Source organism: Roseibium sp. (assembly GCF_965232425.1).
GTDB lineage: Bacteria > Pseudomonadota > Alphaproteobacteria > Rhizobiales > Stappiaceae > Roseibium.
The window spans coordinates 5,003,541-5,025,845 of record NZ_OZ246971.1 but is presented as its reverse complement, the minus strand read 5'-3'; the positions used below and the strand labels follow the sequence as shown (position 1 = coordinate 5,025,845).

Sequence of the window (22,305 nt, the reverse complement as noted above, 5' to 3'; positions counted from 1 at the left end):
GGTCTGAAAGAAATCAAGCAGAACTCGTCCCGAAAACCGTTTCATCAACCGCCGAATGCGCCCTGAAGGGCTCCAACTCACCGTCCTAACGCTTTTCCGCCCGATTTCCAACGATATACGTCAGCCGTCCCCTGCTCATCTCTTCTCCACACACGGTCCGGGACGTCCGCCGGTCGCCCTTGCGCTTCGTGGAAGCTCGGGGAAGGACACGTGCCGGCGCAGGTCGCAATCTGCCGGCAAAACCACCATTTCGCAAGCGGTGACTCCGTGTTCGGAAGGACGGCACAGACGAGCACTGACATGGGTAAAAAAAACGATGCCCCTTGGTTAAGAACTATTCGTGATTTTACTTGGCTGAAACCCGCGGTGAGCGCGCGCATGAATAAAAGTGGACAAATTCCGGCAATTCAACTGGGGCTACACCCCTCGGCTGCATTCCGATCACGAAATCATGGTAAATAAAATTTTAAAAATCGTCCTAAAATGTGACCTTTACACGGAATTCGTTGCGCGTTAGCAACACCGGCATCAATTACCCGTCGGCGGGCACAACAAAAGCATGGGCATGCGTTGGAAGGTATAATAGTGTGCGCCGAACAAAGAACAAAAATGTGGCACTGTCGTCTATGCGTATCTTACCGGCACTTCTGTTGAGCGTTTGTCTGGTCGAAGCCTCAGTTGCCGCAGACCTGAGGCAGGTTGTACAGGAAGCTGTCTCGACCAATCCCGACGTCCTCGAGTCGGCTGCCAACAGGCGCGCGCGCGACAACGAATATCGCCGTTCACAGGGCGCCTTCCTCCCCACACTTGATCTGTCCGCGGAACTTGGACCTGAACGGCTTGACCGGCCCAACTCGTTCAGTGAGGACGAAAACGACCAATGGCGCTTCTCGAAAGAGTTCACGGTGACCGTGCAGCAGCTGCTGTTCGACGGGTTTGCCTCGGTGAACGAGGTCTATCGCCAGAGCGCCCGCGTAGATGGCGCAGCGCTGCGTGTCATGGAGCGCTCCGAGGCGATCGCGCTCGACGCAGTGGAATCCTACATCGACGTACTGCGCAGCACCGCGATCCTTGCGAAGGCAAGACTGAACGTGGAAAAGCACAAACGCATTTTCTCCGACGTGCGCCTGCGCTTCGAGGGCGGCGAGACCGGGGCGGCGGATCTGGCACAGGCGCGGGAGCGGGTTGCCGCGGCAGAAGTGATCGTTTCGGAAGTCCAGCAGTCGCTCCTCGACACAATTGCAAAGTACGAACGCGTCGTGGGCAGGAAACCCTCGTCACTGGCACCGGCGACGCCGGCAAGGCTTCCAAACGGGAGCATCAATCAGCTTGTCGATTCTGCGGTTCAAACCCATCCAACGGTTCGGGCTGCCGTTGCCGACGCCGATGCGGCGAAGTTCGAATACGAGGCCAGCAAGGGAAACTTCTTTCCCGAGGTCGCGTTGCAGGGTCAGGCGACGGTTGGAGACGATGTCGGCGGCATTGAAGGGCGCAACAACGAGTATTCCGGCAAGGTGATCTTCTCCTGGAACCTTTACAACGGCGGGCGGGACACGGCGCTGAGCCAGGAATACAGCGAACGTCTTACCGAAGCGCAGATCCGGGTCGATCGGATCCGCCGCGAGTTGAAGGAAGGCATCCAGCGATCTTTTGCGGCGGTCAGCACCACCACCGACCGGATCGAGGCCCTGCGTGAACAGCTGGCCGCGAACCGGCAGGTCGTGGAAGGTTACCGTCAGGAATATGACATCGGTCAGCGAACGCTGCTTGATGTGCTGAACGCGGAAAACGCGCTTTTCAACAGCGAGATCGAACTGATTTCCGTTCGCGCGGTCTATGCATTCTCCACGTACCAGCTGAGAGCGACATCGGGCGATCTGCTCGCCTACCTGAGCGTTACGCCTCCGCCCGAAGCGGCGGACGGGCAACGGGAAGCAGCAACCATCTTGCCCCGAAATCCACTCAATCTTGAACCATTACGTAAATTCTAACGTTTCGAACTCATATTGGATTTGCCGGGCCTCCGGCAGCACAATAGTTTACGTTCGACGACCGCGGCGTGCGTCTTGCCATCGAACACCTGCCCACTTCGGGAGAACCGGGCGTCAGAACCCGGACGATCGGCAATACCTCGGCGGTAAAACAGAGCTCGGTTCAAAGCAGAGATGCTCAACAAAACTACCGAAGAGACGAAAGAGACGGACGCGCTTCCGGCTTCTCAGGCGTCGACAGATCCGCTGGCCGGGTGCCTCAAGTACATCGCCCGGGTACACGGTTATGTCGTTTCGGACGCGGTGATCTGGAACGGTCTCCCCCGCAGTGGAGATCGCCTTTCAGTCGGCTTGCTCGGGCGCGCGGCCGCAAATTGCGGTCTGAAAGTGCTGCCTGACAAGATCGCACTCGACACCATCCCGCTTGCGGCACTTCCCTGCATCGTCACTTTGAACAACTCGGACCTGCGCGTGCTGTCCGGTATCGACCGGGAAACGGGCAAGGTCGAACTGATCGATCCTTCACAGGCGCCGGAAAAACAGCGGGTCGAGCTTGCCGATTTCAATCAGAAATACAGCGGCTATGCGATATTCTTTCAGCCCGCCGTCGACAAGTCCGGCAAGAGCGAGCGGGCTCTGGGGTCGGAGGGGCACTGGTTCTGGAGCACCGTTTCTGCTTACTGGCGCGACTACACCCATGTCGCGCTCGCGGCACTCCTGATCAACTTGCTGGCGCTCGCCTCCCCGCTTTTCACGATGAATGTCTATGACCGCGTCGTCCCGAACTTTGCGATCCCGACGCTTTGGGCGCTCGCGATCGGGGTCATCCTGACCCTGGTCTTCGACTTCATATTGAAGATCGCCCGTGGCCAGATCATCAACGTTGCCGGAAAACAGGCCGACAACGCGCTCGCGAGCAGGATCTTCGCGCATGCGCTTGCCATCGATTTCGAAAAACGTCCGGCCAGTTCCGGCCAGTTCGCCAATCACATCCGCGAATTCGAAAACGTTCGCGAATTCATCACGTCATCGTCGCTGATCTCCATCATCGACATCTTCTTCATCGGCATTTTTGTCGCCGTGCTGTTTCTTCTGGTCGGACCGATCGCGGTGGTCCCGCTCATCGCGGTTCCCATCGTGCTGGCGATCAGCCTGTTCGTGCAGGCGCCCTTGTCCGGCGCAATCGAGCAATCGCACCGCGAAAGTGCGATCCGACATTCCATCCTCGTGGAAAGCATCGCCAACCTGGACACGGTCAGGGCGCTGAATGCCGAGGGCCGCATGCAGACGAAGTGGGAACGCTCCGTCGCCGCCAGCAGCGCGGCGATCATGAAAGGGCGTTTCTGGGCACTGATCGCGCAATCGGGAACCGGTCTTGTCCAGGCCTCGGTCTCCATCGTGATCATTGTCTGGGGTGTCTACCTGATCCAGAGCGGCGATATCACGATGGGAGCCCTGATCGCGGCAATGATGCTTTCGGGCCGGGTCCTGGCACCGCTTGCCAATGTCGCCAACACGTTGACCCGGCTGCGCCAGACCCTTCATTCCTACAAGATCCTCAATGAGGTCATGGAAACCGAAACCGAGCGCAAACCGGGACGCACCTATATCAACAAGCGCATCGCGTCCGGCTCCGTTGAATTCAAGGGTGTCAATTTCCGGTATCCCAGCGCTGAGGATGACAGCCTCAAGAACATCTCGTTCAAGATCGCGCCGGGAGAGACAGTCGGCCTGATCGGACGTGTCGGTTCAGGAAAAAGCACGATCGGGCGCCTGTTGTCGGGACTGTACTATCCCTCGAATGGCACCGTACTGATTGACGGCACGGACACGCGGCAATTCGATCCGGCAGACCTGAGATCCAATGTCGGCTTTCTTTCGCAGGACAACGTTCTGTTCAGCGGAACCGTGCGGGAGAACATCAGCGCGGGCGACCCTTTCGCGGACGACGATGCTCTGGTCGAAGCTGCACGGATCGCCGGCGTCGAGGAGTTCGTCGCCCAGAACCCGCTCGGATACGACCTGCAGGTCGGCGAAGGCGGACGGTTCCTTTCCGGCGGGCAGAAGCAGGCCGTTGCACTCGCCAGGATCCTGCTCAGAAAGCCGCGGGTGCTGTTTCTCGATGAGCCCTCCAGTCACCTCGATCTTGCTTCGGAACGCCGGCTGATCTCCAGGTTGATGGACTACAATACCCCCGACACCACCGTCATCATCAGCACCCACCGCATGAGTCTCGTCGAACTGACAGACCGGTTGATCACGCTCGACTACGGCAAGCTTGCCCTCGACGGGCCGCGAACGGAGATCCTCAGGAAGCTCCAGGAACTCGGTGCGGTCAACGCGGCCAATCAGCAGAACACTCAAGGGGATGGCTCATGAGTGCCGGCGATTGGAACTACGCGAACGACATCCGCGACGTCATTCAGACGAAGCCGCCACGTTACACAACAAACGTCATCCGGATCGCGCTCCTCCTGTTCGTTGTCGCCCTCGCCTGGGCCTATTTCGCAACCCTGGAAGAGGTCACACGCGGAGATGGGCGTGTCGTACCATCGCGGCAAATACAGGTCGTCCAGGCGCCTGAACCGGGCATTGTCGAGAAGATCTTTGTGCGCGAAGGAGACGTGGTCGAAGAAGGCCAACCGCTCATAGAGATCGACGATACGACCGTTTCCTCGCAGCTCGGGGAAATCCGTCAGCGCCGGTGGGCCCTGATGGCCAGGGTAGCACGCCTCGATTCGGAGGCAGATGAAAAGCCGCTCGCATTTCCGCAGGAACTTGCGGCGGAGGCCCCTCGCCTGATCGCGGAAGAAGAGAACGTATACCTGGACAAGAAGGCACGCCTGGAGAATGAACTCCGGGTCCTGAAGAACCAGGCATCCCAACGCGAGCAGGAATATCAGGAACTGCTTGCAAAACAGGACAAGCTCGAATCCGTGATCGAGATCATGAAGCGCGAAGTCGAGATCAAGCAGAGCCTCTACGAGCGCAGGGTTCTGCCCGAAATCGAATTCCTGCAGTTGCAGCGCCAGCTGACCGAAAGCGAAGGCGAACTCGCCATAACCAAGGCCTCGGTGCAAAGGGCCCTTGCCGCCATGGAGGAAGCGCGCGAGCGCTCCGGCAGCGCCGTCGCGGAGTTCGTGTCCGAAGCCAGTCAGCAATTGGCGGAAAGCAGGGGCGAACTCGCCATCATAGAGGAAAGCCTCAGGGGGGCGGCTGACAAGGTGCGCAGGACCGAACTGGTCTCCCCCGTCAAGGGCATCATAAACAAGTTGAATATCACAACGATCGGCGCAGTGGTTCAGCCTGCAGCCGATCTGGTCGAGATCGTTCCGCTGGAGGACACGCTTCTCATCGAAGCCAGAATCCGGCCCAAGGACGTCGCTTTTCTGCATCCCGGCCAAAAGGCACAGGTCAAGATCACGGCTTACGACTTCTCCGTTTACGGTGGTCTTGAGGGAAACCTGGAGCGTATCAGCGCCGATACCACGGAAGATGAAGAAGGTAATCGGTTCTTCCGCGTCATGATAAGAACAGATAAAAACTATCTGGGTTCAGATACCGAACCTTTACCAATAATACCAGGAATGGTTGCGTCGATCGATATATTAACCGGCGAGAAAACGGTCCTGGACTACATCTTGAAGCCGATCAAGAAAGTTCGGGATGAAGCCTTGAGGGAGCGCTGACGTCTCGACAAGAACGAGGCGATCGGCAGATGGACTACCGAGCAGCCGCTGCGGCGGTTAGGGCGGCAAAACAATGCGGCGTTCACACGGCATGGCTCGTGTGTTTTTCCGTTCTTCTGATCCGGCTGATGACCGGCACTGCGGTCGCGGACAACACCCCCGGCGCCGGAACTCAGACAAGCGTTCATCCGGACAAGATGATGCAACTGGCTTCGGTCGATGGCACGCCGGTACCAGTGCATGCCGCCGCTTCTCTCGAAATATCGGCTGCAAGCGCGAACGCCGCCGATGAAGTCAGCATTCCCCAGCCCAAGCCCTCGGACCGCAGCCGCACAATCGCGGTTGCCCCTGCCGAAGCTGCTCCGAAGGCCCTGAAGCCGACGCTGCTCTTTGGATCGTTGGGAAAGTCGATCGAACTGTCGCCAATCACGCGGCGCTGGCAAAAGGCCCTCGCTGATTTTGCACCGCAGTCCGCATCGGCGCAAAACGCTCATCTGACCCATCCGGAATATACCGAGATCCTGAAGCAGGCTGGGACGAAGCGCAGAGGGCTGCAGATCCCGAAAGTGAACGAACTCGTCAATCGCTTGCTGGCGTACCGGGAAGACAGCGCGCTCTATGAGACGGGTGAATATTGGGCGAGCCCTGCAGAAGCGCTGACACACCGCGCAGGTGACTGCGAGGATTTCGCAATCCTGAAATATGCCCTCCTCCGTGATCTGGGCATCAGCGACGATGACATGCGGATCGTGGTCTTGCGCGACGCAGCTCTGCGGCAGTTCCACGCGGTGCTCACCGTTCGCCACAAGGAGCAGTGGCTTATTCTGGACAACCGTTTTTCGCGCGTCCGGTTTGAGCGGGATCTGCCACACTACAAGCCGCTTTACTCAGTCAATGCGGCCGGTGAATGGACACACACAGGACGGCCCGGCACACCTGTCAGTCTTGCAGCCCGGTTGCAGTCAGCAACGCGCTGAGGACAGATCCGCGAACAGGCTCGAAAATGAACCACATTTCCTGCGCTTTCGCTCCTCGCAGTTGGTCAAAACGATCCAAACCAAATTGACTTCATTTATGAGTCCGTACCCTTGCGTCTTCCATAAAAACGGGTGTGTGCTATACGCGCAAGATGCGTGATCGAGCCGACAGCACCGCGATTCGGGAAAAGACCTCAGGCAATGCCCGGGCATTGGTTCTTGCCGCCGTAAGTTGCCTGTTCGCAATCAGCGTCGTTGGCGGAGGCCACTTCCTCGCCGAGCATCAGGAAACGGTCCTTCGCACGGAACGCGTGAAAGCCGAAGACGAGCGCGGCCACCTTGTCGAAGCCCTCCGGGATGCGCACCTCACCGCTCCGCGTCTGCGCCTTGAAGAACTTGCAACGCTTCCGCTGATCTCCGAATTCGTCGATGTCTCGGACCGTTGGCCGGATGGTGAAGAGGCGAAGGAACTTGCCGCGTATCTGAAAACCGTCTTGAGCGCAGCAGCGACCGAGACTGGTCTTGCGCGGATTTCCCTGTTTGACCAGAGCGGCAGGGAATTGCTCTCGGCCACCAACTTCACGCGAGACGCAGGCGAAAATCCGGGACTCATGGTCGAAGCGGACATTCCGGATATCAACACGCCGACAGATGTCGCGGGCAAACTGGCCGGGGTTGTCGCAAACGGCGACATGACGATGCTGACGCAACGAAACGCGGCTTCAGCTCGCACGACCGCCAGCGTTTCGAATTCAGCTGACTCTAGCGCCAACGGCGCCTCGCCCATCGGCATACCGGCGACGACCCGATTGTTGTCGCTGGCCGCGGCCATCGCGATTGTTTTTGTCGGGTTTGCGGGCTGCCTGCATTTGCGCAGCAGTGCAGGTAACCGGTAACGCGCATTCAGGCCTGCGCGGGAGACGAGATTTCCCAGGGATGATGACTGACAGGGCGCAGCGTCCACGCCCTCTCAGTACGATCCTTTCCGGTCCATCACGCCACAGTGACGGGAATCTGGGCCTCTGTACCCTCGGTATCCAGAACAACCCGGATGCTCTCACCCATGGAAGCGTGCCCCTGCAGCGTGGCAGCGTCCTGCCAGTCGTGGCCGGCTCCCTGTCCGTCAAGATCAACAGACACTGTCACGTCACCGTCGGCCTGCTTCTGCACACGCACGTAGTCGTTCGCATTGTCTCCAGGACCGAAGGCGCCATCGAGAAGGTCTCCGAGATCGATCGCATCACCCTGGCCGAAGTCATAATCGGTGATGATGTCCGCATCAGCGAGAGACGTGAGAACAAACGTATCCGCGCCCTCTCCTCCCGTCAGTATGTCAGTTCCCAAACCTCCGATCAGGATGTCATCGCCTGCCGTGCCGACCAGAACGTTGTCGCCGTCATCACCCCTGATGACGGAACCGGTCACAAGGGCTGCAAGCTCGGAAATGCCTGAATCCGGATCAGTTGAATTGATGTCCGCCTGGTTGTCCGGAGCGGTTACCGGGCCGGAGCTTTCGGCTGGGGTCTGCGTCTGGGACACGGTGCTTGTGTCAGCCTGGACCTCGAACGCAACGTCCCGAGTAACGAGGGATCCGTCCGCGAACACGAGCTCGAACTCGACCGAACCCGTCCCTTCAAATCCGCTCGCCGGGATAACCGTAACGGTAAAATCCTCTGCGACCGAGATTGCAGCGCTTTCGGGTGCGGCAACGATCCTGACTTCGGAAAGCCCAGCTGCAACCTCCTGCGTGGATGCTGCATAAAGGACAAGCCCGACGCTTGCCGCGATAGCGGTGGACTGGCGGGTGGTATCGTCCGCATCCGCCTGATCGTCACCCTCAACGGTGAAGGACACGCCTGCATAAGTGCCCGTACCACCGTCCGACTTCGTGAAGTTTCCGTCTGCGTAAACGGTGTTTCCATCGACATCCCGGTAAGTCTCGACGGCTTCCAGACCGATTGCCTCGATACCGAGTTCGGCCAGAGACCTCAGCTCGCCGTCCTGCGACACACCGTCCGAATTCGCATCCTGCCAGACCTTGATGTCACCGAAGCTGCCATCACGATCGTCAATGATGTTGTCACGATTGTCGTCAAGCGAGGCCAGCGCCTCAAGCGAATTTGCGTAGGTCCCGCCATTGAAAACCTCGGAGAAGACCTCCGAGCCATTCTCAATAGCGCCGGAGCTGTCAACATCCATCACGAGGAGCCCGTCATCGGCGCCAACCCAACCCGAGTTTTCAGCAACGCCGTCGGCGTTGTGGTCGAACGCGACGCCGTTCTCGACGGAAAGCAGTTCCACCCCGTCTCCGTCAAGGTCAAGCACGATCGGATCAGATCCGAAAATGAAATCCGACGCATCGAGACTGGACGATGAAACGCCATTTAGAACGGCAATGTATTGATTGTTGACATTGTCATATATCGTTGCGTTTCCGGATGCATCGTCGCTGATCGTCAGGTCAGCAAACGTCAATCCACCCGTAATGACTATCTTGTCGTCTCCGTCGGTGAAGAACGAGACCTGATCAGCACCTGAGAGAGTGTTGCTTCCTTCTCCTGCGGCGAATACGAACTCGTCGGCGCCGAACCCACCAAACAACTGATCCTGGTCCGCGCCACCGGCAAGTTTGTTACCGTCGCCCGCGACAGCGAAGAGGCTATCCTGACCGGCGCCACCCAACAGTACGTCACCACCGCCGAGGCCCACGATGAAATCATCACCCAGCCCGCCAGAGAGAATGTTGGATTGACCGTTACCGAAGATAAAGTCGTTGAAGGCTGTGCCATCGACGTTTTCGATACTGACAAGTTCGTCATGATCTACGGTGTCGTTGGCGATGCCATTCAACAGATTTGACCAACCCAGCAACCGGTTGGAATTGTCTGTCACCCAGCCAAGATCAAGCCTGGCATAGATTGCTTCGGGATGATCGGAGTAATCTGCGGTATCGGAACCTTCTCCACCATCGAGCAGGTTGATCCCACGCCCCCCGGACAAACTGTCATTCCCGTTTCCACCGAAAAGGTCATCATTTCCGGCGTTTCCGGTCAACGCATTGTCGTTGGCGTTGCCGATGAGAACATCGTTGCCCGCTCCACCGGTTGCATCGTCTTCTGCTCCCGTGCCGTCGATGCCGACAACCTTCGGGTCGACCCCGTCCCGGTCAGTGGCCGTTTCGGCCAAAACGGTCTGGCCAAGATAAGTTTGTGCCTCATCGCTGAGATTGACGAAAACACTGGAGGTCAAGGCCGAGTAGTCGGGTGGCGTGGCGCTGCCAGCCGCGTCGATACGGATCGTGAAGTTTCCGTCACCGCTGGTATCAACATCCGAGTCCGTGGCAGTGAACGCAAAGCTCAGATCAAGGAACTGATCGGCACCAACAGGAGCAGCATGATCCAGAGGCCGAAGGAGCACAAAGTCGTAGCTTCCGCTTCCCTCGTTTGAAAGAACGACGACGAAGACGACACTGCTGTCGCCAGCCGTGCCCGGAACGGCCGATCCCGTGTACCCCACGAGGACATCGTTGATGAAAGCAAACTTTACTAGTTCGCCGTTCGAATACAGCTCACTGACCGTGCCTGACGCGTCCGATATGGACACGTTTGCGGCAGCGTCCGCTTCGGCAAAGTCGACCGACCGCTCACCAGGAACACCGCCCTGACCGTTTGCGTCGTCAGCGCCCCACTCGATCGCGAGATCAACATCGCTCAGAACCGAAAGGCCACCCTCTTCCAGAATGCTGTCCTGGGTTTCGCCAATTTCCGGGCCTGTATCTCTGACCCTGATGACGGCCGTATTGGTGTCGGTATCGCCGTCTCCGTCCGTTACGGTGAACCGCATGCGGAAGATGAGCTGGTCGGCGCGGTCGATCTCGTTCGCATCGGGATGATCAAAGCCGACGAATTGCTCGTAGGTGTAGCTTCCATCCGGATTGACAACAATTTCAAAGGCTTCGATTGTTGTCCCTTCCAAAACGGCCACTGCGGTGATCACACCGTTGGCGTCCGTCGACGTCGACCAAGTCAAGGGCACGCCTTGGGCAGTGAGATCTCCGCGTCGGGCCGCACCCGATGCATCCGGGTCGATCCTCTGCACATAGTCACCGTTCGCGACGAAGGAGATACCGGTCACGGTCGCTCCGTCGGCGCCACCGTCGAACTGAAGCTGACCGGCCACCGGACCCGACACGAAGTCGGCTTCACTTCCGGTCAAGCCCGATCCACGCCGGAATGCGGAAGGTCCGTCATCGTCGAAAGTCACGTCATCGCCGATCGAAACGTCTCTGGTGACAATGTCCCCGTCACCATCGGTCACGGTCAGCACGGCCGAGATTTTTCCACTCAGAGTTATATGTTCATCCGAAGTGGTGATATCCGGATGGTGAAGCGACAGATACTGAACGATGCTGACGTTTCCTTCGTCATCGATCGCAATCGCAAAGGCAGCGTCGCCGTTACCGTCGATGCGCCCGACGATGAGGCCGTCTTCCAGCAACAGCGTGATTGCCTTGCCGTCTGTGGTCGTCAGTCCTGATGCGGCATCATCAATGCGCAGCGCCAGGCTGGTTTCCGCAACACCGTCAGCACCTCCTTCAACATCGAAACCGACAACGCCGTAGCTGGCGTAGATCGGTCCCGGCAAGTCGCTGTCGGTCCCAGGTGACCCCACACCTACAAACAGGGCAACGACATCCGGATCGTACGTTCCCGTACCTGGATCGAATACGTTGTCGCTGTGCAGACCATAGGTCTCGTCAATCCTGACATAGTCCTCGACACGGATTTCAGCGTCGGGAACATCATCACCGACGGTCACCAGGATATCGCCTTCGACCATGTCGCCGTCGCTGTCGCTGGCCACATAGGCAAAATCCAGCTCCCAGGTTTCCCCCTGGCTGCCAACATGATCGATCGTGCCCAGTAGCTCGAATGTGTAAGCGCCCGTTCCATCATCCGAAAGGGAGACGTCGAACACCTTGTCGCTCTCCAGGCGTCCTGCTCCCTTGTACGCGGTCAGGACCGTGTCGTTCGCGGACAGGACATATTCCAGTGCAACCCCGTCGGAGGTCGTTGCCTGTGTCGGCTGATCCGCAACCGGCGCGAATACCACGGACCGGTTGCCGGCACCGCCGGGCGTATCCTGCGTTGCCCCGTCGGCCGCTGCGTCCGCGGCGTCGGCGCCCCACGCGATACCAAGGTCACCTGACTTCACCAGAGATCCCGCATCCGGGTCCATACCGCCTGAAAGGTTCTCTTCAAACAGTGCAACTTCTTCGGCCGTTCCAGCGACAGGTTCATCATCCCCGACGGTCACCAGGATATCGCCTTCAACCGTGTCGCCATCGCTGTCGCTGGCCACAAAGGTGAAGTCCAGGTCCCAGCTATCCGACTGGCCGTCCAGATGATCGATTGTGCCCAGAAGTTCGAATGTGTAGGCACCAGTGCCGTCATCCGAAAGTGAGACTTCGAAAACCTTGTCGCTCTCCAGCCGTCCCGCGCCCTTGTACGCGGTCAGGACTGTGTCATTCGCGGACAGGACATATTCCAGAGCAATCCCGTCTGAGGTCGTCGCCTGTGTCGGCTGCTCCGCAATCGGTGCGAACACCACGGACCGGTTGCCGGTACCGCCGGGCGTGTCCTGAGTTGCCCCGTCGGCCGCTGCATCCGCATCGTCGGCACCCCATGTGATGCCAAGGTCACCGGACTTCGCCAGAGACCCCGCATCCGGGTCTGTACCGGCGGCCAGGTTCTCCTCGAAGACAGCAACTTCTTCGGCCGTTCCGATGACCGGTTCACTGTCCGTAATCGTGACGTTGAAATCGCCATCGACATTGTCACCATCGCTGTCGCTGGCCACATAGGCAAAGTTCAGATCCCAGGTTTCCGACTGGCTGCCCAGATGATCGATCGCGCCCAGAAGTTCGAACGTGTAGGCACCCGTTCCGTCATCCGAAAGGGAGACTTCGAACACCTTGTCGCTCTCCAGCCGTCCCGCGCCCTTGTAGGCGGTCAGGACCGTGTCGTTCGCGGACAGGACATATTCCAGTGCGACACCGTCCGATGTCGTTGCCTGTGTCGGCTGCTCCGCAATCGGCGCAAACACCACGGACCGGTTGCCGGCACCACCGGGCATGTCCTGCGTTGCCCCGTCGGCCGCGGCGTCCGCAACATCGGCCCCCCACGAAAGCCCGAGATTCCCGGACGTTGGCCCTGCCGTGCCTTCACTGACGGTCAGGTTTTCCGCAGCGTCGCTGATCGTCGGCAGGTCGTCATCCACTGCAACGGAAAACGAGGACGTGCCCGTGTCGCCATCACTGTCGGTCGCGACAAAAAGGAAGTTAAGGATGAGGTCGTTTTCATTTTCGCCAAGACCGTGATCCAGGGCATCCTGCAGATCGAACTTGAATGACCCTGTATCCACGTCAAAAAGCTCTACGGTGAAGATGACCCTGCCACCGGCGCTGGCGGTAAGAACGTCGCCGGTCGCGTTCAAGCTGTAGGTGAGCGCCTCGCCGTTGGAGGTCAGGCCCATGTCCAGCAACCGATCGATCGTGCCGCCGTCGCCTTCGACAAATGCAACCGCACGGTCACCTGTTCCGGCACTCGCGCCGCCGTTTTCGATGTCGTTCTCGTTGTCCGCACCCCAGAGCACACCGAGATTGCCGAACACGGTCGTCGGGTCGGTGTCATTATCGAGGGACGCATTTGTGATAACCTCGTTGTCGCCTGCGGCCACGTCGCCATTGCCGTCGACATTGTCTCCGCGCGCGATGGAAAGGTCATCCTCGTCGACAGAGGCGGAAACACCACTCTGGATTTCCAGCGTCCACGAAACAAGTTGGCCGGTATCACCCTCAAGGCGATCGGAAACCTCGAGAATCCAGAGCCCCGCCTGATCGCGTCCCTCAAGAAAATCGAGGTTGAGATTCGGGTCGGCGGGGAGCCAGGTGCCGACAATGTTATTATCCAGGGTATCTATACGCTCGGACGCTTCGTCATCGAAGGAGACGATTCCGTTGACTGCTCCTGCGCGATCCCCGTCCACCTGGATAAGCTGAATTTGCGTGCCATCAGGCGCGATCAGGTAGACCTCGAGGTCGCCACTGAAGTCGTGCTGCATCTCGATGGAGACGTTGATATCCTGGATCGTTCCCCCGTCCGGTACCTCGATGGTGGAAAAGATCGTGCCGCTGGTTCCGTCTTCGGGAATGCGCAAATCAGCTGTTTCGGTAAAGATGCTCGGCTCGAGACCTTCGATCTTGAACACGTCATCGGTCCGGAACAGCGGTCCGTCATCCAGCACGAGAACGTCGAATGTGCCCGATGTGCCGTCTCCGTCGGCATCGCGCGCGATGAAACCGAAGCTGAGCGACAGAAAATCCTCATCGAACGGCGTCGTGTCCTGGATGGGATGATCCAGGACATCATCTATAATGAGCGTGTAGGAACCGCTCTCGTCGTCGGAGAGCGCGACGCGGAACACGCTGCGCTCCTCCGCCCCGCCGTAATTGGCAAAGGCGGTCAGATGCGTACCGTTTTCCGACAGGACGTAACTCAGCGCATCTCCGCGGGATGTCAGCGCGGCCGGATCGATGTTTGCTCCGGTCTCGTCCTGAACGGTGAGGATTGCGCTCGGGTCGGCGACAAGACCGTCAGCTGCATCGGTAAAAACGACCGACCGTTGATCGGCTGTAGAAATATCATCCTGAAGGGGCAGATCACCGGACGTCGTATCGACAACATCATTGTCGTCGGCGCCCCACATGATGTTCAGCGAGCCGCTAAACCGGTCGGTAAGCGGCGTACCTTCCTGGTTGGCCGCGCCGTCAAGAAAGAACGGATAGGGATCGTCCAGTCCGCCGGGGAGTTCCTCTTCCTCGACCACGCCCAACTCAGGTTCACCGATGACCGGTTCGTCGTCGACAACCGTCACACGAAACTCGCCCGTCTCCGTATCACCGTCGCTGTCGCTGGCGACAAAGGCGAAATCCAGGTTCCAGGACACCATCTGTCCGTTGGAACCGGGCGGGTTGTGGTCCACATTGCCCAGGAGCTCGAATGTGTAGGAACCTGTTTCATCGTCGGACAGCGAGACGATGAAGACCTTGTCAGCCTCCGTTCGCCCTGCGCCCTTGTAGGCGGTCAGGATGGTGCTATCCGCGCTCAGCACGTATTCAAGGGCGACACCGTCCGAGGTCGTTGCCTGCGTCGGCTGGTCATCAATCGCGGCAAAGACGACGGACCGGGTGCCTGCGGCGGGCGTGTCCTGGACACCGCCGGTGTCCGCGGTATCTGCGTCGTCCGCCCCCCACGCAAGATTGAGATCGCCGCTCTTCTCGAGTGCGTCCGGATCAGGGTCGGTGCCGTTGGCCAGGTCATTTTCCTGGATCGTCCGCTGTTCGGCATCGCCGGCGAGCGGTACGTCGTCAATCACCGCAACCCGGAACTCACCCGGTGTGGCGTCCTGATCTCCGTCAACTGCGAAAAACTTGAAATCGAGATTCCACGTCTCTGACCGTTCGCCGGACCCCGGAATGTCGTGATCGATGCTCCCGAGAAGCGTGAAAGTGTAGGAACCGGAAGCGTCGTCGGACAGCGAAACTTCGAAAACCTTTTCGCCATTGCCATCCAGGGCCGTCAGAACGGTGTTTCCTTCCGACAGCACATACTGAAGCGGCACACCTCCCGACGTCGTAGCCTGGGTCGGCTGGTCCCCGATCGCGGCAAAGACGACAGAGCGGTTGCCCGTACCGCCGGGTACATCCTGGGTATCGGTGTCGGTCGCACTGTCCGCGTTGTCCGCGCCCCAGACGATATTCAGGTCACCTGACTTCGTGAGTTCGTCCGCGTCCGGATCCGTCCCGTTCTCCAGATTGTTCTCGGAAACGGACTGCACATCGACATCTCCGGCTACCGCTTCATCGTCGAGGATCGCGACACCGAAGCTTCCGGTCGCCGCGTCGCCATCGCCATCTTGTGCCACATACGCGAAGTCGAGATCGTAGACGCTGTCGGTTTCCGAAAGCGGCGCGCCGTGATCTATGTTGCCGAGCAGTTCGAATTCGTAACTGCCGGTGTCATCGTCGGAGAGCGACACCACGAAGACCTTGTCGGCTTCCAGACGGCCCGCGCCCTTGTACGCTGTCAGCACCGTATCGTTTTCAGACAACTCGTATTCGAGTGCGACGCCATCCGAACTGGCCGCCAGCGTTGACGCAGGCTGGTCGGCGACCGGCGCAAAAACAACGGATCGGTTCCCTGTCCCGCCCGGGACATCCTGCACGGCGCCGTCTGCGGAGAAATCCGCGTTGTCGGCCCCCCACTCGATGTTGAGCGCACCGCTAGCGACAAGCCCGGAAGGAGTGGGATCGGACCCGTCCGGAAGACTGTCCTCTCCAAGCTGCTGCGTTTCGCTTTCGCCCGGAAGGGGTGTGTCGTCGATGACGTTGACGGTAAATGTGTCGCTGTCGAAATCACCGTCGGAATCGAACGCGCGGAAGCCGAAGACGAGCGGAATGCTCTCGCCCTGACCGGCTTGAACATGATCGAGGTTGCCGAAGATCTCGAACGTGTACTGGCCGCTGGCCGTGCTGCCGCTGCCGACCACTTCAAGCGTGACCGTGAATACGATTTCCCCGGTGCCGTCCTTGCGCACCGTCAGCGTCTGGCCGCCATCGGAATTTGTCGAGATGTTCGAGACCAGGGGCACGCCGTCGGACGTCAGTCCGCCTGGAACGCTCTCGAATTCGAGCCTCAGGTTGTTGCCCGGATTCTCGCCGAACAGGACATCCAGGCTCGCAGTCACACGGACAGGATTGTCAGGGTCCGTGCCTTCCTCGAGGTTCTCCTCATCCAGCGTGCTGTCGACGGGTGATCCGATGGACGGCGAGGACTGAACTTCGCTGTCAAAGAAATCATCGGTGACGAACGCACGGGGCTGCGGGTCTTCGCCTTGAAGCAGGCTGGCAAATCCCAAGCCGTCGCCAAGGTCGCCAATGGTCGTCGCTTCGAAGGTCTGCCCGGAGCCTTGCGGGCTTCCGAGTGCGGTCGCAAGGTTGCTCGTTGGACCGGCAGCCGTCTGGATCTCGTCGGCGACTTGCAGATTGGCAAGCGAAACGAAGCCGTCGATCGACAGAAACTGGCCATCTCCGATGATCAGGGCGTCAGCACCGGCGTCCCCGGCAAAAAAATCCTGGATGATGACCATGCCGCCATCGGCGAACACCATCTGCAGGGCGCCGTCGATGCGGATGAACGAGATGTTGTCGTTGAGAATTTGCCGGAAATCGACAAGCTGCCCGGTTTCCCTGAGCATGACGATGCTTTGCTGCGCCGCTGGACGCGCGACCGTCAGTGTTCCGGTATCTCCCAAAGCCGAAGGTTCATCCTGCGCTCCGGTTGATGGGCCCGCCTGCGCAATCCGGACAAATTCGTTCATCGCCAACACTCTGCACTTGTGATTAGTTTTCTAAAATCAGCAGTCTGACTTTTACCGATTTTTAATATAAATTTAAAGCAAGGAATCGTTAAACTTTAGAAAAGGTAAATGCATCCGGCCGCAATTGAGCTATTAATGGATTTCGGAAGCCCAAAATCGAGTAAAATTCAATTATATTTTGTGTAAAATTTTAATAATAGAGGAATTTTTCAAGTCTTATTTATTAATAAGAAGATATTTCAATACGGATTTTTAGTGTTTTTTATTTGTGAACGCGCATGAAAGAGTAATGTTTCCGAAGCATGATGAACTTTACACGAAAGCACCATCAAAATCGTTTCCGCTTCGCAGACCGGAGGACCCTTTTTAGTATTTGGGCTCGGAATGATCCTTCGAGCAACCGGTCGCCCCAACTAAAGATCGTTGAACAGCCAAAACGCAAAGCATTCACGCCGGAAGGTATGAAGTCACGCCGCCAATTAGTTTTCACTTGGTTTGAATTCTACATAAAAAATCGGCAAATCGAAGTCAGAACAGCGATTTATACATTGTTTAAGACAGTCAATGATGCGGGTATTCGAAAAAGACGCGATGGACATGTTTCAGACAGGAAGTTTCAACTTCCTGACCTGAAAAATCTCCGCTGTTTTTCTCTTTTTCGCGCTGGATTGACCGTCCACGAACGTATGCATTGCAGCGAAGATTGTGGAAATCGGAAAGGTCCGATGACATCGGCAACCGCGGGCTTGTGGCAGAAAAGTGGCGATCTGCCCCCGTTCCGGACCTCGTGTCACACGCCAGCGCCTTCACCGGCCATGGTCGCATGCAGGGCGTCCGACACCTGCCGGCAAAGCCCCGCATAGTCTGACGACGTTCTGAAGCGTTCGTCGCGGATCAGCGCCGGGTCGATCGAAATCTCGTCTGACAGGCGCCCCGGAGACCCGCGCATGACCGCAATCCGTTCCGAAAGAAAGACCGATTCAAAGACGGAGTGCGTGACAAAGACAACAGTCAGTTCAGACGCTTGCCAGACGCGCAGGAGGTCGGCGTTCAGCTTGAAACGCGTGATCTCGTCAAGTGCCGCAAAGGGCTCGTCCATCAGGAGAACTTTCGGTTCCGTGACGAGAGCCCGTGCGATCGAGACACGCATCTTCATACCGCCGGACAGCTCATGCGGATAGCTGTCGGCAAACCGCTCAAGACCGACGCGTTCCAGCACCCCGTCAATGCGGTCCTTTGCGATTCCAACGGGCACATTCTTCGTGCGCAGGGGAAAGTGGACATTGCCGCGGACCGTCGCCCACGGCAGCAGCGTCGGCTCCTGAAACACGAAGCCGAGATCATGCGCGCTCTGCCCGCCCGCTGCGCCGTCCCAGGTGACCGTTCCCCCGCTGGGTTGTTCAAGGCCGGCCAGAACGCGCAACAAGGTGGATTTGCCACAACCCGACGGCCCGAGCAGGGACAGGAACTCACCGCGCCTGATCTCAAGGTCGAGGCCATCGAGCGCACGCGTTCCGTTTGCAAATGTCTTTGCAAGCCCGCTCAGGGAAACGATCGGCGCTCCGTCATTGCGAACAGGTGTCATCTTTTGCGTTTCACCATGGCCAGGGGCTGAAACCATCAAGCATCACATAAACCTCTGTAATTAATGATTTTTTCGACGTTCACGCGGCACTCGCTCGCTGAACCCGCACAGACTTGCACAGAAGCGCGCACAAAAACACCCGGCTGGTTCGAGAGACAAGCAAAAACGCATGTGTTGACCGTTAGGACGGACTTGAAAGATGGACTGGTCCAGGCACCCTGCACTGCCTTGCGGGATTGATGGATTTCGATGAAGCAAAAGAGCACAACTGCGATGGCAGCGCACAAGAGCACAAACCTTCTAAATCGCGTATACCTGTGCGACTGATTTTGTTTCTTGGATGATCAAGACAACCGCTGGGAGGCTTTTTCGAAGCATCAGACGCATTCAACAATCGGTTGAACAAGCGTGCTTCGGAAACGTAAACTGGGAAGCCGCAAGAACTGGTTGAACTTTCAAGGAGCAAAGACCGGGGTTGACGAAGCTGGTTTATCGATGGCTGAAAAGCCTCTTCTTGCGCCACGAAGTGTGGGCTCTCAGATGCTCGATTGAATGGCCGCTCCTTGCCTTACTTATCCTTCAGACACTTAACCTTTGGTGGGCGCTCCCGGGTTTCGTTTTCTCGCTTTTGAGCATTGTGCTTTTCAACAATGATTACGTGGCGACGGCGATAGTTGTCGGCGCTCTCGGGCTATTGATCACCTTGCCGACGTTTGTTCGCGGTCCCGAATGGTACTTCACGGCTACTGGCTTAATGCTTGGGACTGGCGCATCAGCTCGCAGGAGGCTCGCCGAGCTCGAAAACAGTGAGTGGTTCACTGGGCGTGCTAGTGCGACGGAACCAAGAGCTGGCGACAGGTGAAAAAACCACGCGACAAATCGAAGTCTTGGGACTTTTTGAATGCGTCAAAATTTTGGTTTTTTGTCATTTGGGGCTCTGGTACCGCATTTCTGTGGTTTGCTAACGGACATCAGATTTCAGAGTTTTTGGTCCTGATACCCTACGCTCTCATTTCCTGTGTTCCTGCAGCGGCGTTCGTGCTTCGTTTCTATCTGATGGGACACTTCGATGAAAATGACGACGTGAAGAAGGATTGAGAAACTGCATAAATTGCTTGGATTGATTGGGATTTGGAAAAGCCCCGAAAGCCTGCCATCGGCATTTGGGCGTTTCTTTTTCGCATTGATCAGCGCAGTCGGTGGCGCAATTGGAGGGGCAAAACTTGCCTTGATTTTGAACACAGGATCACTGGCCGCCTATGCACTCATGGTTTGCGTTGCAACCGTCTTCTACGTTTTTTTACGGAGGCTTGGCGAAGGACTGTTGAACGTTCATGAAACTGTTTAGGAAGCAATGGAGAGCTCAAAGGTTTCTATCAACAACCCGCAGCTGATTTGGCTGTTTCTTGCGCGCATCAGTTAAACAGGTGATGAGAAACGCAGGTGTAGCCCAACGCTAAATCTCAGAGCATCTAAGCGACAAACTCATTGACGTTGTTTAACTTTGGTGCGGGCGACGGGACTCGAACCCGTACAGCCTAGGGCCGAGGGATTTTAAGTCCAATGTATCAAGTTGAACAACAAACAGAGTTCTCATAAGTAGCTGAATATTATAAATTTTTTAGATGTTATCCTCGCCACTTCAAACCAATCTCGCACACACCCGCACAGAAAATTGCACAAGAAGAGCCAGCCGATCCGCCTACGAAACTAGTTCTTTGTACCATGTAATCAAATTTCCAGAGCCCGCCAAACTCCGAGGTCACAACTCAATCGCCTACTGCCCTATCCAGGAACCCGTGTAGTAAAAAAGAGTTATTGCCATCAATGCGAACATTAAGAATAAAACAAAACCACCGTATGCAGCAATTCTCAATGTTTTTCCGAAATAGTCTTTTGCAGTATCACTACTTTGAAAATTGAATTTAGAAAAAAGGTATATAATTAATACCACAAAAACAACGAATACGATGGTCACTAGCATTTTGCACCAGCATATTGAGGAAGTTTAATGAAATTCACTCTTTCAGAAGACCTAGACACAGTCATTCAATGATGTTTTAGAACTTTGGTGCGGGCGACGGGACTCGAACCCGTACAGCCTAGGGCCGAGGGATTTAAGTCCTTGATTTTAGTTTCTTTGCTGCTTCTACATCCTATAAACATCTGTTAGGTAAGCATAATTCTGTTGCGTAGCGTAGCTTCATCCACCTTATCTGCGAAATGTTGCACAGAAAGTCGCACAATGGCTCTACAGATCCGCGTCGAGCAGAAGAATCCTCTTGTGCACTGATGTTCAAATTCTAATGAGCTTCTACACCAAACAAACTAATGTTGCCCATTGCCATCTTCGCAGGAACAACCTCGACTACCAATCGAGTGAAATGGTTCTCTGAGTTTATTGGGGCAAGTAGTCGATGTCTTTCAACCGAAACACCCCAGACAAGTTTGTCGTCAGACAATAAACAATAGTTCGTATCGATATCTTCTGGAACTTGCTTCAAATCGTCCGGCACACGCAGGAGATCAAGAAGAACCTTCAACCTATTGTCGACATCTACGATGTGCGATTTGATATCCAATCCTCCTTCTGGGTCGTAGAAGTGAAACGAGATGCGAGCAGCCAACAACAGGCGATCATTTATTAGAGCGACAAATTTCCTATCTTTCTTGTCAAAGACTGCAGCTCCTTCCCAAGTGTTTTCATTGTATTCCTTGTTTGCTCTCCATTTTTGGAAGCCACTCAATGGGTTTGCTTCCCATAGTGTTTTCATTTGGTCATCAACTTGACGACGAATTCGTTTCGCTAGGTCTAAGTTTAACTTTTTGTTGGACGATGGTATCCGCCCCGTGAGCATCAATTCAAACTTCATTTGTCAGTATACCAAATGGGAGAGAGACTCGCGTTGCTATCTAGAGCGATGATATTGGCAATCTTCTGGTTCGATAGAGTTATGGTGCGGACGGCGGGACTTGAACCCGCACGATCAATGATCGAGAGATTTTCTTACCAACTACGGCTTTCGCCGCCGCGCGTAGCGTTTGTGGTCTGGACTATCTCTTCACCGTTGCCTTACGGCTTTAGGTGCTGCCCGTATAGTCTCTACACCTTCCCCTTCATGAGGCTTGGCTCGGGATTGCCAGCGGCTTCGCCGCGAAGGTTTCCCCGAATTTGAGCAGTTCTACTCCAAACGTTTCCGTTCGGGCACTCAATTTGCGCTTAAGTCTCTTGTGTCTACCGATTCCACCACGTCCGCATATTTTTCAGCTTCTTACACACTTTCAATGGTTGTTCAAGCCAACACGACCTGCATATTCTGTCAGAATTCCCAAGCTGAAAACGGAAGTAAGAGCGAGTAAAACACCCACAGAAACAGCCGCCAAATAGTGCAAAGTTGCACAAAAACGTAATGTTTTGTGCAAGTCAGTAATTTTTGCGTTGATCTGTCAGGTATTGAGAAATTCGATTAAGATCGAAGAACCAAATTCCTAAAAGTTGACACCTGGAAATTTTATGAATCAGGCAACAAAGGACCCTAAATATTTTAAGTCCCTTGTGTCTACCAGTTCCACCACGCCCGCTTGTGTCCCTCACCTATCCGGCCTGATGGCATTTCGCAAGC

At 56.6% G+C, this 22,305-nt stretch carries 8 protein-coding genes; 5 read left to right on the top strand and 3 right to left on the bottom strand.

The features are described 5' to 3' along the window. Positions 1–650 precede the first annotated feature (650 nt). The 5 genes from ACO08A_RS22825 (at position 651) to ACO08A_RS22805 (ending at position 7,553) form a co-directional block, all read left to right on the top strand. Positions 651–1,991: a TolC family outer membrane protein gene (locus tag ACO08A_RS22825; protein ID WP_422038222.1), complete on the top strand. Its 1,341-nt coding sequence runs from the start codon at positions 651–653 to the stop codon at positions 1,989–1,991. Positions 1,992–2,165: 174 nt separating this feature from the next. After that, positions 2,166–4,370, top strand: coding sequence for a type I secretion system permease/ATPase (locus ACO08A_RS22820; protein WP_422038221.1), 2,205 nt, complete (start codon positions 2,166–2,168; stop codon positions 4,368–4,370). Further along, positions 4,367–5,680, top strand: a complete 1,314-nt coding sequence (locus ACO08A_RS22815) for an HlyD family type I secretion periplasmic adaptor subunit (protein ID WP_422038220.1) — start codon at positions 4,367–4,369, stop codon at positions 5,678–5,680. The genes ACO08A_RS22820 and ACO08A_RS22815 overlap by 4 nt, the downstream gene beginning before the upstream one ends. Before the next feature lie 29 nt (positions 5,681–5,709). After that, positions 5,710–6,657 carry a transglutaminase-like cysteine peptidase gene (locus ACO08A_RS22810; RefSeq protein ID WP_422038219.1) on the top strand — a complete coding sequence of 316 codons (948 nt, stop codon included), beginning with the start codon at positions 5,710–5,712 and terminating at the stop codon, positions 6,655–6,657. Between the two features lie 152 nt (positions 6,658–6,809). Then, positions 6,810–7,553, top strand: a complete 744-nt coding sequence (locus ACO08A_RS22805; protein ID WP_422038218.1) for a hypothetical protein — start codon at positions 6,810–6,812, stop codon at positions 7,551–7,553. Positions 7,554–7,650: 97 nt separating this feature from the next. On the opposite strand, the gene ACO08A_RS22800 is transcribed toward ACO08A_RS22805, so the two are convergent. From ACO08A_RS22800 to ACO08A_RS22790, 3 genes are all read right to left on the bottom strand, one after another. Continuing rightward, a complete protein-coding gene (locus ACO08A_RS22800) occupies positions 7,651–17,097 on the bottom strand; it encodes a DUF5801 repeats-in-toxin domain-containing protein (protein WP_422038217.1) in 9,447 nt (3,148 codons plus the stop codon). Between the two features lie 790 nt (positions 17,098–17,887). After that, positions 17,888–18,682: an ABC transporter ATP-binding protein gene (locus ACO08A_RS22795; RefSeq protein WP_422038216.1), complete on the bottom strand. Its 795-nt coding sequence runs from the start codon at positions 18,680–18,682 to the stop codon at positions 17,888–17,890. A 2,303-nt stretch (positions 18,683–20,985) separates the two neighbouring features. Next, positions 20,986–21,555: a hypothetical protein gene (locus ACO08A_RS22790; protein ID WP_422038215.1), complete on the bottom strand. Its 570-nt coding sequence runs from the start codon at positions 21,553–21,555 to the stop codon at positions 20,986–20,988. Between the last annotated feature and the right edge of the window lie 750 nt (positions 21,556–22,305).